Source organism: Herbaspirillum sp. GW821-FHT09A12, from assembly GCF_059418325.1.
In genome coordinates this window covers 17972-33198 of sequence record NZ_JBWKPR010000015.1, presented here as the reverse complement: position 1 = coordinate 33198, position 15227 = coordinate 17972, and the positions used below count along the sequence as shown (strand labels likewise).

Genomic DNA, 15227 nt, shown 5'->3' with positions numbered 1-15227 from the left:
CGCGCCCTCTGGCATTGCAGCCGATGGCGCGGGCATCCTGACCGGCCGCGCTCGCAGTGCGCAAGCGCCTGAAATCTTCTCCGTCCGAATCAGCGACGCAATCGTAGCCAGCCGGACAAAGCAAGGCTAATGCTTTGTGAGCATGCAACTATGCACAGGATGCATAACCAACGAATACCCCTTGTGGTGGCGGGATTGCGGGATATGTACGCCCTCGCCGGGCGGTTTTCGCGGCCCTTGACCGGCCGCCCCGGGCCGGCCCGCGCCAGGCTCAGGATTCGCGCTTTTCGGCATGGCGGGCAGCCTTCGACGCCGCCCTCCCGGAGCCGGCCGCGGCCCCCTTCTGACGCTCGGCCCGCGCCGTATCCTGCTCCACCAGGTATTCCCACAGACGCGCCACCAGCGCCTTGCCGACGCGCTGCGCGGTGGGCCGTTCGCGGTACAGGCGGATCTCCATCTCCACCTCCCACTCGCCGGCCGGCCCATCGGTGCGCGCCAACTGGCGGTTGCGCACCTCGCGCACCACCGAAGACTCCGGCAGGAAGGCCACGCCATGGCCCTCCAGCGCCATCATCTTGAGGCTTTCCGACATATCGGTCTCATAGTGCTTGAGCAGGTGCAGCGGGCGCTTCACATCCGACATCATCAGCTCCACCATCCGGCCCAGATAGGCATTGCTGGTGTATGACAGGAACGGCACCGGCGCCTTGGAGGTGCCAGGGAACAGGTAATCGGGCATGCCGTTGCGGTCGCAGCGCGAATACGGGCGCAGCGTCTCGGTTCCCATGGTCAGCATGTCGTAACGGCTGGCGTCGAGCTGTACCGGCTGGCGCGGATGGTGATAGCACAGCAGCAGGTCGCAACCGCCCTCGACGATGGTCATCACCGCATCGTGCACGTTCAGCGCGATCAGGCGCGTGTTGATGGAGCCGAAGCCGGATTCCAGCGAACTGAGCCACTTGGGCATGTAAGTCAGCGAGAGCGTATGCGGCACCGCAAAATCGATGGTGGTCTGGGCCGTCGGCCGCTTGCCGCGCAGCAGGGCGCGGGTATTGTTGATCTGCCCCAGCATCTCCACCGCCTGCTCGTAGAACACCTCGCCGGCCGCGGTCAACCGGGTCGGATAGGAAGTCCGGTCAATCAGGTCGGCGCCCAGCCAGGCCTCCAGCGACTGGATGCGGCGCGAGAAAGCCGGCTGCGTGACATGCCGCAAATCGGCGGAACGGCTGAAACTGCGGGTTTCAGCCAGGGAGACGAAATCTTCAAGCCATTTGCTTTCCATTGCCCGCCCACTTCTCGTTCTTTTAAGAATTCATGCGAATGGACGAATTGTGCCGCCGCGCCAGTCGCCGCGCAAGCGAACGCTGCAGCGGATAACCCTTAGCCAAAGAACCGGGAACCGCCTCTCACCGGCTGGCCGCGGGCATCAGCACTGTCGGCTCGCCGTCCGGTCCGGCGGCTGCGGCCGCCTCGCCGCCGGCCTCCATCCCGGGCGCCGGCGATCCGCCCTCGTCATCGGCGCCGGCCTGCTGGCGCAGCCACATCTGGGCGTACAGGCCGTTGGCCAGCAACAGCCCCGAGTGCGTACCGCGCTCGACGATGCGGCCGTGGTCCAGCACCAGGATCTGATGGGCATCCACGATGGTCGACAGGCGGTGGGCGATGACCAGCGTGGTGCGCTCGCGCGCGATCTCCGCCAGTTGCTGCTGGATCGCCTGCTCGGCGCGCGAATCCAGCGCCGATGTCGCTTCGTCGAAGATCAGGATAGCCGGATCCTTGAGCAGCGTGCGGGCGATCGCCACCCGCTGCTTTTCGCCGCCCGACAATTTCAAGCCGCGCTCGCCCACCATGGTGGCGTAACCGTCCGGCAGCGATTCGATGAACTCGTGGATGTAAGCCGCCCTGGCGGCCGCCACGATCTGCTCGCGGCTGGCGCCCGGCTTGCCGTAGGCGATGTTGTATTCGATGGTGTCGTTGAACAGCACCGTATCCTGCGGCACGATGCCGATGGCCTGGCGCAGCGAAGCCTGGGTCACCTCGCGCAGGTCCTGCCCGTCGATACGGATGGCGCCGCGATCGACATCGTAGAAACGGTACAGCAACCGCGACAGCGTCGACTTGCCCGAACCGCTGTGGCCGACCACCGCGGTCGTGGTGCCGGCCGGCACGGTGAAGTCGACATCGAACAGGATCTGGCGCTTGCTCTCGTAGCTGAAATCGACATGCTCGAAACGCAATGCCGCGCCTTGCGCCTTGAGCGGCGCGGCGGCGGCGCTGTCGGCCACTTCGCGGTTTTCTTCCAGCAGCGAGAACAGGCGCTCCATGTCCGCCAGGCTCTGCTTGATCTCGCGATACAGCACGCCCAGGAAATTGAGCGGGATGTAGAGCTGGATCATGAAGGCATTGACCAGCACCATGTCGCCCAGCGTCATGGTGCCGTCGATCACGCCCGCCGTGGCGCGCCACAGGATCAGCGTGACCGCGATGGCGATGATGGCCGACTGCCCGGTGTTGAGCAGCGACAGCGAACTCTGGGACTTGACCGCGGCGCGCTCATAGCGCTGCAGGCCTTCGTCATAGCGGCGCGCCTCAAAACTCTCATTGCCGAAATACTTGACCGTCTCGTAGTTGAGCAGCGAATCGATGGCGCGGGTGTTGGCGCGCGAGTCCAGTTCGTTCATCGTGCGGCGGAAATGCGTGCGCCACTCGGTCACCGTGATGGTAAACAGGATATACAGCCCCAGCGCGCCGGCCGTGATGATGGAAAACCAGATGTCGTAATGCAGCACCAGGTAAGCCAGCACCAGCAGGATCTCGATGACCGTGGGCAGGATCGAAAACAGCGTGTACGACACCAGGGTGGAGACGCCGCGCGTGCCGCGTTCGATGTCGCGCGTCATGCCGCCGGTCTGGCGATTCAGGTGAAAGCGCAGCGACAACGCGTGCAGGTGCTGGAACACCTGCAAGGCAATCGTGCGCACCGCGCGCTGGGTCACGCGCGCAAACATCAGTTCGCGCAGCTCGGTGAAGACCGAGGTCGCCAGCCGCAGCGCGCCATAAGCGGCCAGCAAACCCAGTGGCAGCACCAGCAAGGCTTGCGGATGCGCAACTGTGGCGCTCATCTGGTCGACCAGTTTCTTCAGGATCAGCGGCACGCCCACATTGGCCACCTTGGCGCCCACCAGGAAAGCCAGCGCCAGCATGACGCGCCACTTGTAGGTCCACAGATAGGGCAACAGCGTCTTGACGATGGCCCAGTCGCTGCGTTGGCGCGGCACGGCGGCGGTTTGCGGGGAGGAGGTATTCGGATAACGGCGCATGAGATGGCTGGAAAATGGCTGGCGGCGATATTGCGCACAGCCGCGAAACATGCCGCTAACGGCGGCAAAGCCCGCTGCGGCGAGGCAACATCCGATAAACTATGGTGCTCGCGCCATTGGCGCGAACATGATCCACGAACGATTCATATATGCTTTACGTGCCTGTTTGACAAGTGAGGACGCCTTCGGCGCGCCCCGCCGTCATCCGGGCGAGCAAGCTGGGATTATAAGAACCTATTCGGAATCTCGCCGGACTTCACGCTTTCAAGGGAGAAGCAATGACCACACCGCTCCGTACTCAACTGCCTGCCGGGAAATTCCCGCAACTGCGCGTCATGCCCATGCCGGCCGACGCCAACGTGTACGGCGACGTCTTCGGCGGCTGGATCATGGCCCAGGTCGACGTGGCCGGCTCGCTGCCCGCCACGCGCCGCGCCAATGGCCGCGTGGCCACCATCGCCGTCAATTCCTTCCTGTTCAAGAATCCGGTGTTCGTGGGCGACCTGCTCTCCTTCTACGCCGACATCGTCAAGGTAGGCAACACCTCCATCACCGTCAACGTCGAGGTGTATGCCGAGCGCAACCGCCTGCAAACCGAAATCGTCAAGGTCACCGAAGCCACGCTCACCTATGTCGCCACCGATGAAAGCCGCAAGCCGCGCGCACTGCCGCCGCTGGGGCCGGACGACGATATCGGCGAGCTCAACACCATGCAGGACCTGGGCGGCGGCTGGCAGGCCATTTGATGCTGTCAATTTGACGCTGCCAACGCAACCCGCGCGACCGCAATGTTGAAAAGAATTCAGCACGCGGGCTGCGCTTAGTTTGTATTGTTACGATCCCCTCATCTATCGCTCCACGAATCTTCACCATGTCCCCATCCATGCCTTCCCGTCCCGATGTCCTGATCGTGGCACGCCTGCCGCAACACCTGATGCAACTGCTGCACGACAATTTCAATTGCCACAACCTGCTCGATGGCCTGAGCGAAGAGAAGCTCAGCCAGATCGCCCCGGCCATCCGCGCCATCGCCGCCAACGGTGAAGCCAAGGTGCCGCGCGAATTCATGGCGCGCTTCCCGGCGCTGGAGATCGTCTCGGTATTCGGCGTCGGCTATGACGGCGTCGACGTGCCGGCCGCGCGCGAACGCGGCATCCATGTCACGCACACGCCCGACGTGCTCACCGACGATGTCGCCGACATGGCCATCGCCCTGATGCTGGCCGCGGCCCGCAACGTAGTGCGCGCCGACCGCTTCGCCCGCGGCGGCGAATGGAAAAACGGGCCGTTCCCCTTCACCACCAAGGTCAGCGGCGCCAGGCTGGGCATCGTCGGCCTGGGCCGTATCGGCGAAGCGATCGCCCGGCGCGCGGCCGGCTTCGACATGGATATTTCGTACCACAACCGCTCGCAAAAGGATGTGCCTTACACCTACTACGGCGACATCAAGTCGCTGGCGGCGGCAGTCGACTTCCTGGTCATGATCACCCCTGGCGGCGCCGGCACGCGCGCCCTGGTCAATGCCGAGGTGCTGGAAGCGCTGGGCCCCAAAGGTTTCCTGATCAACGTCGCGCGCGGCTCGGTGGTCGACGAGGCGGCGCTGACCCGGGCGCTCAAGGAGGGCAAGATCGCCGGCGCCGGCCTCGACGTGTTCGAAAACGAACCCAACATCCCGGCCGAACTGGCGGCGCTGGAGAACGTGGTGCTGACCCCGCACATGGCCAGCGGCACGCTGGTCACGCGTACCGCCATGGCCGACCTCGCCTTCCATAACCTGCAAGCGCATTTCGCCGGCAAGCCGGTGCTCACGCCGGTGCCGAACTGAAAACGGCGATGGCGGACTCCACCACACTGATTGCGCTCGACTGGGGCACCTCCTCGCTGCGCGCCTATCGGCTGGGCAGCGGCGGCGCGGTGCTGGACAAGCGCGCGCTGCCCTGGGGCATCATGAACCTGCCGGTGGTCGAGGCCTCGGCCGCCGGTTTGCAGGCCGATTCGCAGGCCGGTTTCGAACAGGCGTTCAGCGAGGCTTGCGGCGACTGGCTGCGCGATGCGCCCGCCACTCCCGTGCTGGCCGCCGGCATGGTCGGCAGCGCCCAGGGCTGGCGCGAAGCCGCCTATCTCGACGTGCCGCTGCAGGTCGCCGACATCGGCGCCGGCCTGACCGCGGTCCCCACCCGCGGCGGCGCCGTGCTGCACATCGTGCCCGGCCTGATCGAGCGCGGCGCGTTGCCCAATGTGATGCGCGGCGAAGAAACGCAGGTGGCCGGGGCGCTGGAGAACGGCGCCGACGAGGAACTGCTGATCGGCCTGCCCGGCACGCATTCCAAATGGGTGCGCATCGCCGGCGAACGCTTCATGCACTTCGATACCTTCATGACCGGCGAGGCGTATGCGGCCCTTTCCTCGCACACCATCCTGGGCCGCACCATGCAACGCGGCGCGGATTTCAATCTGCCGGCCTTCGAACGCGGCGTGCGGGTCGCCACCGACAGCGCCGGCATCAATGGCGTGCTGTCGACCATCTTCAGCACGCGCACGCTGGGCCTGACCGGCGCGCTGGACGGCGCGGCCCAGGCCGACTATCTCTCCGGCTTGCTGATCGGGCACGAGATCGCGGCGTTGCGCGACAGCCGGGCAGCGGCCAGGCTGGCAGGCAACCCGCGCATCGTCCTGATCGGCGACGGCAAGCTGTGCGAGCGTTACCAGCGGGCGCTGGCCATTTACGGTTACACCAGGGTCGACGTGTCGGCGCAGGCGACCGAACGCGGCCTGTGGAAAATCGCCGTGCAAGCGGGGCTGGTGCGCCAGGACTGAGCGCGCCGGCCATCTATCTCGTCCACTGCAGCGTGGACCAAAACCAAAGACACCAAGCGAAAGACGCCATGTTCAAAGAAGCCATGAAGAAATGCCGGCTCATCGCCATCCTGCGCGGGGTACGCCCCGACGAGGTGGAGGCGGTCGGCCGCGCCATCTACGATGCCGGGTTCCGCATCATCGAAGTCCCCCTGAACTCGCCTGAACCGCTGGAAAGCATCCGCATCCTGCGCAGCGCGCTGCCGGTCGACTGCGTGGTCGGCGCCGGCACCGTGATGTCGCCGGCCCAGGTGCAACAGGTAGCGGATGCCGGCGGCCAGTTGATCGTGATGCCGCACAGCGACCCGGCCGTGATCCGCGCCGCCACCGATGCCGGCCTGGCCAGCGCGCCGGGCGTGGCCACGGTCACCGAAGCCTTCGCCGCGCTGGCCGCCGGCGCCGACATCCTCAAGATGTTCCCGGCCGAGCAGTTGGGCCCGGCGGTGGTCAAGGCCTGGCGTGCGGTGGTGCCTGCCAGCGTGGTGCTGGCGCCGGTAGGCGGGATCACGCCGGACAACCTGCCGACCTTCATGCAGGCCGGCGCCACTGCCTTCGGTTTGGGCTCCGCGCTGTACAAACCCGGCATGAGCGCGCAGGAAGTCGGGGCCAATGCCAAGGCGTTCATCGATGCATTGCGCGCCTGCGAACCAACCTGAACCCCTCGTCCGCCATCCCGCCGTTCACGCCGTGCCGGGATGGCGGCAAAACAAAAGCGCCGCTGCGAATCTCTTCACAGCGGCGCTTGTTGCCTGACACCTGAATACGCTATCAGGCAGCCTTCTTTTCTTCCTGCGATTTCTTTTTCTCGTCGCGCAGCTCGCGGCGCAGGATCTTGCCGACATTGGTCTTGGGCAGCTCGTCGCGGAACTCGATGTGCTTGGGTTTCTTGTAGCCGGTGAACTGTTCCTTGCAATAGGCCATCAGTTGCTCGACGGTGAGCGACTTGTCCTTGCGCACCACGAACAGCTTGACCGCCTCGCCGGTGTGCTCATCCGGCACGCCCACGCAGGCGCACTCCAGCACGCCCGGATGCAGCGCCACCACGCCTTCGATCTCGTTCGGATAGACGTTGAAACCGGACACCAGGATCATGTCCTTCTTGCGGTCCACAATCTTGGTGTAGCCGCGCTCGTCCATCACGCCGATGTCGCCGGTCTTGAAGAAACCGTCGTCGGTCATGACCAGGGCGGTCTCGTCCGGACGCTGCCAGTAGCCGGCCATCACCTGCGGGCCGCGGATGGCGATCTCGCCCGGCTGGCCCAGCGCCACCGGCTTGCCGTTGTCATCCAGGATGGCGATGTCGGTCGCCGGCAGCGGCAGGCCGATGGTGCCGGTGTATTCGTCGATGGTGCAGGGATTGGCGCTGGCGATGGGCGAGGTTTCCGACAGGCCGTAGCCTTCGATGATGGGACAGCCGGTCAGCTTCTTCCACTTGTCGGCCACGCCCTTTTGCACCGCCATGCCGCCGCCCACGCAACAACGGTAGCCCGAAAAATCCAGCTTGGCGAATTCGGCGTTGTTCAACAGCGCGTTGTACAGCGTATTGACCGCCGGGAAGGTGTTGACCTTGTACTTGGCCAGCTCCTTGACGAAACCGGGGATGTCGCGCGGATTGGGGATCAGCAGGTTCAGCGCGCCCTCGCGTGTGCCCAGCATGTTGCAGACCGTCAGCGCGAAGATGTGGTACAGCGGCAGCGCGCAGACGAACACCAGCTGGTCGATCGGCTTGCCGGACTTGAGCGCCGGGTTCAGCCACTCTTCTGCCTGCAGCACGTTGGCCACCAGGTTGCGATGGGTCAGCACCGCACCCTTGGCCACGCCGGTGGTGCCGCCGGTATATTGCAGGAAGGCGATGTCCTCATGCCCCAGCGTCACCGGCCGCAATTGCTTGCCGGCAGCCTGTTGCAGCGCCTGGCTGAAGGTGATGGCGTGCGGCAGGGACCAGGCCGGCACCATCTTCTTCACATGGCGCACCACCAGGTTCACGATGGCGCCCTTCAAGGTGCCCAGCAACTCGCCCATGCTGGCGACCACGATGTGCTTGATCCGGGTTTTCTCCAGCACCTTCTGCAAGGTGCCGGCGAAGTTTTCCAGCACGAAGATGGCTTCGGCGCCCGAGTCCTTCAACTGGTGCTCCAGTTCGCGCGCGGTGTAGAGCGGATTGACGTTGACCACGGTATAGCCGGCGCGCAGGATGGCGGCGATCGCGATCGGGTATTGCAGCACGTTGGGCATCATGATCGCCACGCGCGCGCCCTTTTCCAGGCCCAGGTCTTGCAGCCAGGCGCCCAGCAGGCGCGACAGGCGATCCAGTTCGGCATAGCTCAGGTACTTGCCCATGCAGACGTAGGCGTTGCGCTCGGCATACTTGGCGAAGGCCTCGTCGATCATCTGCACCAACGAGCCATAGCGGCCCGGGTCGATCTCGGCAGGCACGCCCGCAGGGTAGGAAGCAAGCCAGAATTTTTCCATGTTGTTACCTCTGTCTCCGGTCAGAACTTGCGCTGGGCTGAGCGTTGATCGGGCATCATTGCCTTGGCGCGCACAGCAAAAAAAGCACGAGTGTTTTTTTATTTAGTGCAGATGCTATCCAGCATTGGCCGCTTGGGCAAGTAGTTTAGGAGGTTTTTTACGTAAAACTTCACCCCCTCCCCGGCATGGCTCGTATTCGGCCGTCTTGCTTTTCGGACAAACCCTCTCGCTTTTGCATCATACCCTTGGGCGCCATGTCCGTGCACCCTTGCATGCCTGGCGGAAACACCCCGTCTGCCCAATCACAGCGGTGCGCGCTCGGTCTTGCGATCCCGCTGCCGGCCCGGCTCTCCCGTCGGCAGCGGATCGCCCAGGGCGATGTGGCGCGCGGCCTTGTCCATCTCCGCCAGTTGTTTCACCTTCGCATAAAAGTCAGGGAAACCGCTGCTATGCGCGAACAGCGCCTTGAATGCCGGCACCAGGTCGTGGTACGCGCCGACCAGCGCCAGGTGCGCATTGGACAACGGCATGGCGAACCAGCGGTCGTAACCGGCATAGCCGTCCCAGCGCTGCGCCTTCATCTGCGCATACTCCGCGCGCAGTTGGTCGAAGATCTGCTGCTTGCGTTCGCGCTTGGCATCGTCCGGCGCATCGCTGTCGTAGTTGGCTTCGAGCTTGTCGCGGTATTTGTCCAGCAAGGCCAGGAAATCCTGCTTGCGCGCATCGAAGCGGCGGTAAGCCTCGATCAGCTGGTCGTCATGCCTGGCCGCCAGCCAGCGCTCGACGCCGATTTCTTCGACCGCCACGGCGAAACCTTCGTTGAACGACGTATCGTCGCGCGCGTAGACGGTCTGGTGCGCCAGCTCGTGGAAGATCAGGCGCGCCAGCTCGCCGTCGGGATAATTGATGAAGGTGGAGATCACCGGGTCGTTGAACCAGCCCAGCGTCGAGTACGCCGGCACGCCCACCACCTGCACGTCATAGCCCTGCTGCTGCAACTGCGCGCCATACGCCTGCGCCGCCTGCTGGCTGTAATAGCCCCGATAGTCGACGCAACCGGCGACGGGGAAACACCACTGATGGGCCTTGAGCGACAGCTCGGGCGCCGCCACCACGTTCCACAGCACGAAGGGGCGGTCCAGCTGGGCATAGGTCTTGTAGCTGCCGTTGTCTGGCAACCCCAGTTGATCGACGGCGAAACGCCGGATCTCGCGGACGGTCTGCAATTTGGCCTTCAGGCCCGGTTTGGCGTTCGGGTCGGCGATCCAGTCGTCGAACGGCTTGGCCTGGGCCAGCAAAGAAAACTGGCCGTGGGCCGCCTGCGCGTAATAGGAGATCGAGGTGCAACCGGCCGCCGATACGGCAACCGCAGCCAGCGTCGCCACCCGCAGCGCGCGCCATTTCATGCGCAAGGGCTCAAGCTGCGGCGGCCGCATCCCCGGCCATCCTTTCAACCTGCACCAGCACATCGTAGAAAGTCGGCGCGTTACCCATATCTGTCAGGCGCTGGCTGGTGACTTCGTTGGCGTTCTTGCCGTCGGCGGCGAACTTCTTCCACCAGATCGACAAGCCGACCACCAGGCCCAGGCGCGCCTTGTCGGTCACGCGCACACGCGCCTGCATGCTGCCGCGGTCGTTGAAGATGCGTACCATGTCGCCGTCGGCGATGCCGCGCGCGGCGGCATCGGCCGGATGCATGTCGAGATGCGGTTCGCCTTCGGTGTCGCGCAGGCTCTGCACGTTGACGAAGGACGAATTGAGGAAATTGCGCGCCGGCGGCGAAATCATCGCCAACGGGTATTTCGCCCCCAATTGCGGGTTGCTGGCCACCGATTCGTAAGGCGGGGTGTAGGCCGGCAGCGGATCGAGCCCGGCCGCCTTCATCTGTTCCGAATAGAACTCGCACTTGCCCGAGGGCGTGGCGAAACCGCCTTCGGCGAACGGCGCGGCCGGCATGGCCAAGCGCTGCCAGCCTTTTTCCTTCAACCCGTCCCAGTCGTAACCGGCGCTGCGCGGATGGTCACGGCGGAAGGCGGAGGCGGCGATCGCGTCATCGCTATCCTTGAAGCAATCCTCCTCAAAACCCATGGCCGCGGCCAGCAGCCGGAAGATCTCGGTGTTCGGCTTGGCCTCGCCCAGCGGCGCGATGGCGGCGTTGTTGGCCATCATGTAGACGTGACCGTAGGCGCTGTGCACATCCACGTGTTCCAGCTGGGTGGTGGCCGGCAGCACGATGTCGGCGTAGTCGGCGGTATCGGTCTGGAAATGCTCCAGCACCACGGTAAACAAATCCTCCCGCGCGAAACCTGCCGCCACCTTGGCCGACTCCGGCGCCACCGCGACCGGGTTGGCGTTGTAGACGACCACGGCTGCGATCTGCGGGCCGAACGCGGGCGAGGCCGGTTTCAGCAATTCGTCGCCGATGGTGCTCATGTTGATCGTACGGGCCGGCGCGCCGTGGCGGGTCGCCAGGTCGGGGCGCGACAGCGCGGCATTGTCCCTGGGGAAGGAATCCGAGGTCGACATCTGGATGCCGCCGGCCGGATGGCGCCACGCCCCCACCAGCGCCGGCAGGCAGGCGATGTTGCGCGCCGCCATGCCGCCGCCGCGCACGCGCTGCAAGCCGTAATTGGCGCGGATCATCGCGCCTTCGCCGGCCAGCGCCACGCGGCCGTATTCGCGCGCCAGGCCTTGCACTTCCTCAACGCTGATGCCGCACACCTCGGCGGTGCGCTGCGGCGTCCATTCGGCGACGCGTTCCTTCAGTTGTTCGAAGCCCAGCGTGTGGCGGGCGATATAGTCGTGGTCCAGCAGGCCTTCGGCGGCCAGCACATGCATCATGCCCAGCGCCAGCGCGGCATCGGTGCCCGGCAGCAAGGCGATGTGCTGGTGGCATTTCTCGGCCGTCAGCGAACGGTAGGGATCGATGGCGATGATGCGCGCGCCGTTGCGCTTGGCGGCCTGCACCCGGGTCCAGAAATGCAGGTTGGAGGCAATCGGGTTGCCGCCCCAGATCAGGATCAGCTTGGCATGGTCAACCTGTTCCAGGTCGGTGCCGATGCGCGCGCCGACGGTATAGCGATAGCCGGCGCCGCCGGCCGAGGCGCAGATGGTGCGCTCCAGTTGCGAAGCGCCCAGGCGGTTGAAGAAACGCCCCGCCATCGACTCGCCCTGCACCAGGCCCATGGTGCCGGCATAGCTATAGGGCAAGATCGCCTGCGGATCGCGCAGCGCGATGGCGCCCAGGCGGTCGGCGATGGTCGCGATCGCCTCATCCCAACTGATGCGCTCGAATTTGCCTTCGCCCTTGCGGCCCACGCGGCGCAGCGGATGCAGCAAGCGGTCCTTGTGATAGGTGCGCTCGGTGTAGCGCGCGACCTTGGTGCACAGCACGCCGGAAGTCGGTGGATGCGCGGGGTCGCCGCGCACTTCGGTGGCGACGCCGTCTTTCACGGTCACCAGCAAGGCGCAGGTATCGGGGCAATCATGCGGGCAGGCGGCGCGGACTATCGTGGTGGACATGGCAGATCGGCTAAAAGGATGGGCCGCAACCCTGGCTGCGGCAAAGCGGATACTTTATCTTAAAATGCACTTTCCGAACGCTGACTGCCCACAACGATGCCGACCTCTCTCCATTTCTGGCGCGACCCCGCCCTGCCCTTCCTGGAAGGGCGGCGCGCCACCGGCAGCCTGTCCTGCTATGCGCCGCATACGCATCCGACTTTCTCGATCGGCATCGTCGACGCCGGCCGCAGCACCTTCGCGCTGGCCGGGCGCAGCATGCCTATCGTTCCCGGCGACGTGGTGCTGGTGCGCGCGGGCGACGTGCATAGCTGCAACCCGGAAGACCTGCAACGCTGGAGCTACCGCATGTTCCATCTCGACGCGGCCTGGTTGCGCGACTTGCTGGCGGAATCGCCGGATACATGCCGCCTGCTGGCCGCAATGGAGTCGCAGGTGATCCGCTCGCCGCAAGCGGCGCAACTGCTCGACCGCATGACGGCGGCGCTCGACGGCAATGACGGTGCGGCCAAGGAAGCGGAAGTCATCACCTGCCTGCACGAGCTGATGCTGCTGTGCGCCGAAGCCGGCAGCGAACCGCCCGCGGAGGAAACCGGCAATCCCGATGGCCTGCAGCAGGCCCACGATTACCTGTTGGAGCACTGCCGCGAACGGGTCGACATCGACACCCTGGCGCAAGTCGCCGGCACCGGCCGCTACCAGTTGATCCGGCTGTTCCGCCGCCGCTACGGCCTGACCCCGCATGCGCTGCAGCTGGACATGAAAATCAACCAGGCGCGCGCCTTGCTCAAGCAAGGCGCCAGTGCCGCCGACGCCGCCTACGACACCGGCTTCGCCGACCAGAGCCACTTCCACCGCGCGTTCAAGTCGCGTGTGGCGGCCACGCCGGCGCAGTATCAAAAGCGCTGAACTCCTTCAGACCCGCGATAAGGCCAACGCCGCGGCCGCCACCATCAGCAACAGGCCGGCCCCGCGCTCGACCATCGGCAAACTGCGCGCCAGCCATGCCATCGCCCGGCGCTGCGATACCGCGCACACCAGCGCCGCATCCCACACGAACACCGCGGCGAACATCCACACGCCGTAAAGAAGCTTCAGCCCGAACCCGGTCTGCGCCCCCACGATCAGCGTGAACAGGCCGAAATAGAAGATGCCGTTCTTCGGATTCAAGGCCGCCGACAAAAAACCCGCGCCCATGCCGGCAACGAATCCGGAATGGCTGCGTAACGCCGCAGGCTGCGTGCCGGCCAATGCCTGCGGCTTCAGGCTGGATTGCATGAACAGCCATCCCAGCCATGCGAGATAGACGCTGGCCGCCCATTTCATGACGCTCAGCAACGCCGGGCTCTGCTGCAACAGGCTGAATCCGGCCAGCGCCAGCGCGATGTACAAACCATTGGCCAGGGCGATGCCCAGGCTGGCGCCGATACCGTTGCGCCGCCCGTGGCGCAAGGAATTGCGCACCAGCAGCAGGAAGTCGGGGCCGGGACTGGCCAGCGCCAGGAAATGGGCCGAGGCCAGCAAGAAGAATTCGGAAGTCAACATGGATGCACGCGGATCATGGCAATGATGGAGCAACGCATGCTAGGCAAACCGCGCCAGCCTGTATTGAACAAAATTGCGCAGGCCCGAACCGCCGCGCCGCAACCCGGCGGCCACCGGATTAAGATAGCTTTTTATTCAGCAAACGCCCAGCCATCCGCGGCCGCCAAGCCATCATGAAACTCATCGATCCCATCGTCCGCTTCCACGCCGAACTGCAAGCAATTCGCCGCGACATCCACGCCCACCCCGAGCTCGGCTATGAGGAAGTGCGCACCGCCGAGGTAGTTGCGCAAAAGCTGGCCGAATGGGGCATTCCGGTGGTACGCGGCCTGGGCGTGACCGGCGTGGTCGGCATCATCCGCCATGGCGACAGCCCGCGCGCCATCGGCCTGCGCGCCGACATGGACGCGCTGCCCATGCCCGAGCTCAACACCTTCGCGCACGCCTCGAAGAACGAGGGCAAGATGCACGCCTGCGGCCATGACGGCCACACCACCATGCTGCTGGGCGCGGCGCATTACCTGGCGCAGCATCGCAATTTCGACGGCACCGTGTACGTGATCTTCCAGCCGGCCGAAGAAGGCGGCCGCGGCGCCGAGCGCATGATCCAGGACGGCCTGTTCGAGCAATACCCGATGGACGCCGTGTTCGGCATGCACAACTGGCCCGGCATCCCGGCCGGCCATTTCGGCGTGACGCCGGGGCCGCAGATGGCTTCCAGCAACGAGTTCGAAGTCACCGTCAAGGGCAAGGGTTCCCACGCGGCCCAGCCGCACAAGGCGATCGATCCGGTCATGACGGCGGTGCAGATCGCCCAGAGCTGGCAGACCATCGTCTCGCGCAACGCCAATCCGAACGATCCGGCGGTCGTCTCGATCACCCAGATCCATAGCGGCAGCGCCACCAACGTGATCCCCGACACGGCCACCATGATCGGCACCGTGCGCACCTTCAGCACGCCGGTGCTGGACATGATCGAGCGCCGTATGCGGGAAATCGCCGAACACACCGCGGCCGCGTTCGACGCCACCGTGGAATTCGGCTTCAAGCGCAACTATCCGCCGCTGATCAACCATGCGAAGGAAACCGCCTTCGCAGTCGGGGTGCTGACCGAGCAATTCGGCGCCGACCATGTCGATGCGCGCACCGAGCCGACCATGGGCGCCGAGGACTTCGCCTTCATGCTGCAGCACAAGCCGGGCTGCTACGTCTTCCTCGGCAACGGCGATGGCGGCCACCGCGACCACGGCCATGGGCTGGGCCCGTGCAACCTGCACAACCCCAGCTACGACTTCAACGACGACCTGCTGCCCATCGGCGCCACCTACTGGGTGCGGCTGGCGGAAAAATTCCTGCAGGCGCACTTATAAGCAGAATACTCAATACCACTAGAACTCATTTCATAAATAGGAGTGAGATGCGTTCTAGGTAAAAAGGGCTGAAGTCCTGTTCAATACAGAACCCAGCCCTCAAGCCCGTAACCGGCCTACATGACCATCCAGCTTTACTGGA

At 65.0% G+C, this 15227-nt stretch carries 12 protein-coding genes; 6 read left to right on the top strand and 6 right to left on the bottom strand.

The features are described 5' to 3' along the window. Positions 1-271: 271 nt before the first annotated feature. Both AC07N6_RS22050 and AC07N6_RS22045 read right to left on the bottom strand, forming a co-directional pair. A complete protein-coding gene (locus AC07N6_RS22050) occupies positions 272-1282 on the bottom strand; it encodes a LysR family transcriptional regulator (protein WP_494783359.1) in 1011 nt (336 codons plus the stop codon). A 124-nt stretch (positions 1283-1406) separates the two neighbouring features. Then, on the bottom strand, positions 1407-3320 hold the full coding sequence (locus tag AC07N6_RS22045; protein ID WP_494783360.1) for an ABCB family ABC transporter ATP-binding protein/permease: 1914 nt from the start codon (positions 3318-3320) through the stop codon (positions 1407-1409). Between the two features lie 278 nt (positions 3321-3598). On the opposite strand from AC07N6_RS22045, the gene AC07N6_RS22040 reads away from it, so the two are divergent. From AC07N6_RS22040 to AC07N6_RS22025, 4 genes are all read left to right on the top strand, one after another. After that, positions 3599-4066, top strand: coding sequence for an acyl-CoA thioesterase (locus AC07N6_RS22040; RefSeq protein WP_494783361.1), 468 nt, complete (start codon positions 3599-3601; stop codon positions 4064-4066). 125 nt (positions 4067-4191) lie between these two features. Next, positions 4192-5145 (top strand): 2-hydroxyacid dehydrogenase, encoded by a 954-nt coding sequence (locus AC07N6_RS22035; protein ID WP_494783362.1) that lies wholly within the window; start codon positions 4192-4194, stop codon positions 5143-5145. An 8-nt stretch (positions 5146-5153) separates the two neighbouring features. Continuing rightward, entirely contained in the window at positions 5154-6137 is a 984-nt protein-coding gene (locus AC07N6_RS22030) for a 2-dehydro-3-deoxygalactonokinase (RefSeq protein ID WP_494783363.1), read from the top strand. 68 nt (positions 6138-6205) lie between these two features. Then, positions 6206-6832 (top strand): 2-dehydro-3-deoxy-6-phosphogalactonate aldolase, encoded by a 627-nt coding sequence (locus tag AC07N6_RS22025; RefSeq protein WP_494783364.1) that lies wholly within the window; start codon positions 6206-6208, stop codon positions 6830-6832. Between the two features lie 112 nt (positions 6833-6944). Here AC07N6_RS22025 and AC07N6_RS22020 read toward each other — a convergent pair whose 3' ends face one another. From AC07N6_RS22020 to AC07N6_RS22010, 3 genes are all read right to left on the bottom strand, one after another. Then, a complete protein-coding gene (locus AC07N6_RS22020) occupies positions 6945-8648 on the bottom strand; it encodes a long-chain-fatty-acid--CoA ligase (protein WP_494783365.1) in 1704 nt (567 codons plus the stop codon). A 302-nt stretch (positions 8649-8950) separates the two neighbouring features. Next, a complete protein-coding gene (locus AC07N6_RS22015; protein ID WP_494783366.1) occupies positions 8951-10054 on the bottom strand; it encodes an aminopeptidase in 1104 nt (367 codons plus the stop codon). Between the two features lie 10 nt (positions 10055-10064). Beyond that, positions 10065-12170: a molybdopterin-containing oxidoreductase family protein gene (locus AC07N6_RS22010; RefSeq protein ID WP_494783367.1), complete on the bottom strand. Its 2106-nt coding sequence runs from the start codon at positions 12168-12170 to the stop codon at positions 10065-10067. A gap of 96 nt (positions 12171-12266) precedes the next feature. Here AC07N6_RS22010 and AC07N6_RS22005 point away from each other — a divergent pair, with 96 nt between their 5' ends. After that, positions 12267-13079, top strand: a complete 813-nt coding sequence (locus AC07N6_RS22005; protein ID WP_494783368.1) for an AraC family transcriptional regulator — start codon at positions 12267-12269, stop codon at positions 13077-13079. 6 nt (positions 13080-13085) lie between these two features. On the opposite strand, the gene AC07N6_RS22000 is transcribed toward AC07N6_RS22005, so the two are convergent. Then, complete coding sequence (locus tag AC07N6_RS22000) at positions 13086-13715, bottom strand: LysE family translocator (RefSeq protein WP_494783369.1); 630 nt, start codon at positions 13713-13715, stop codon at positions 13086-13088. A gap of 173 nt (positions 13716-13888) precedes the next feature. Here AC07N6_RS22000 and AC07N6_RS21995 point away from each other — a divergent pair, with 173 nt between their 5' ends. Continuing rightward, the gene (locus AC07N6_RS21995) at positions 13889-15085 is read left to right on the top strand and encodes a M20 aminoacylase family protein (protein WP_494783370.1); all 1197 of its coding nucleotides are present in this window, start codon (positions 13889-13891) and stop codon (positions 15083-15085) included. The last annotated feature ends 142 nt before the right edge of the window (positions 15086-15227 follow it).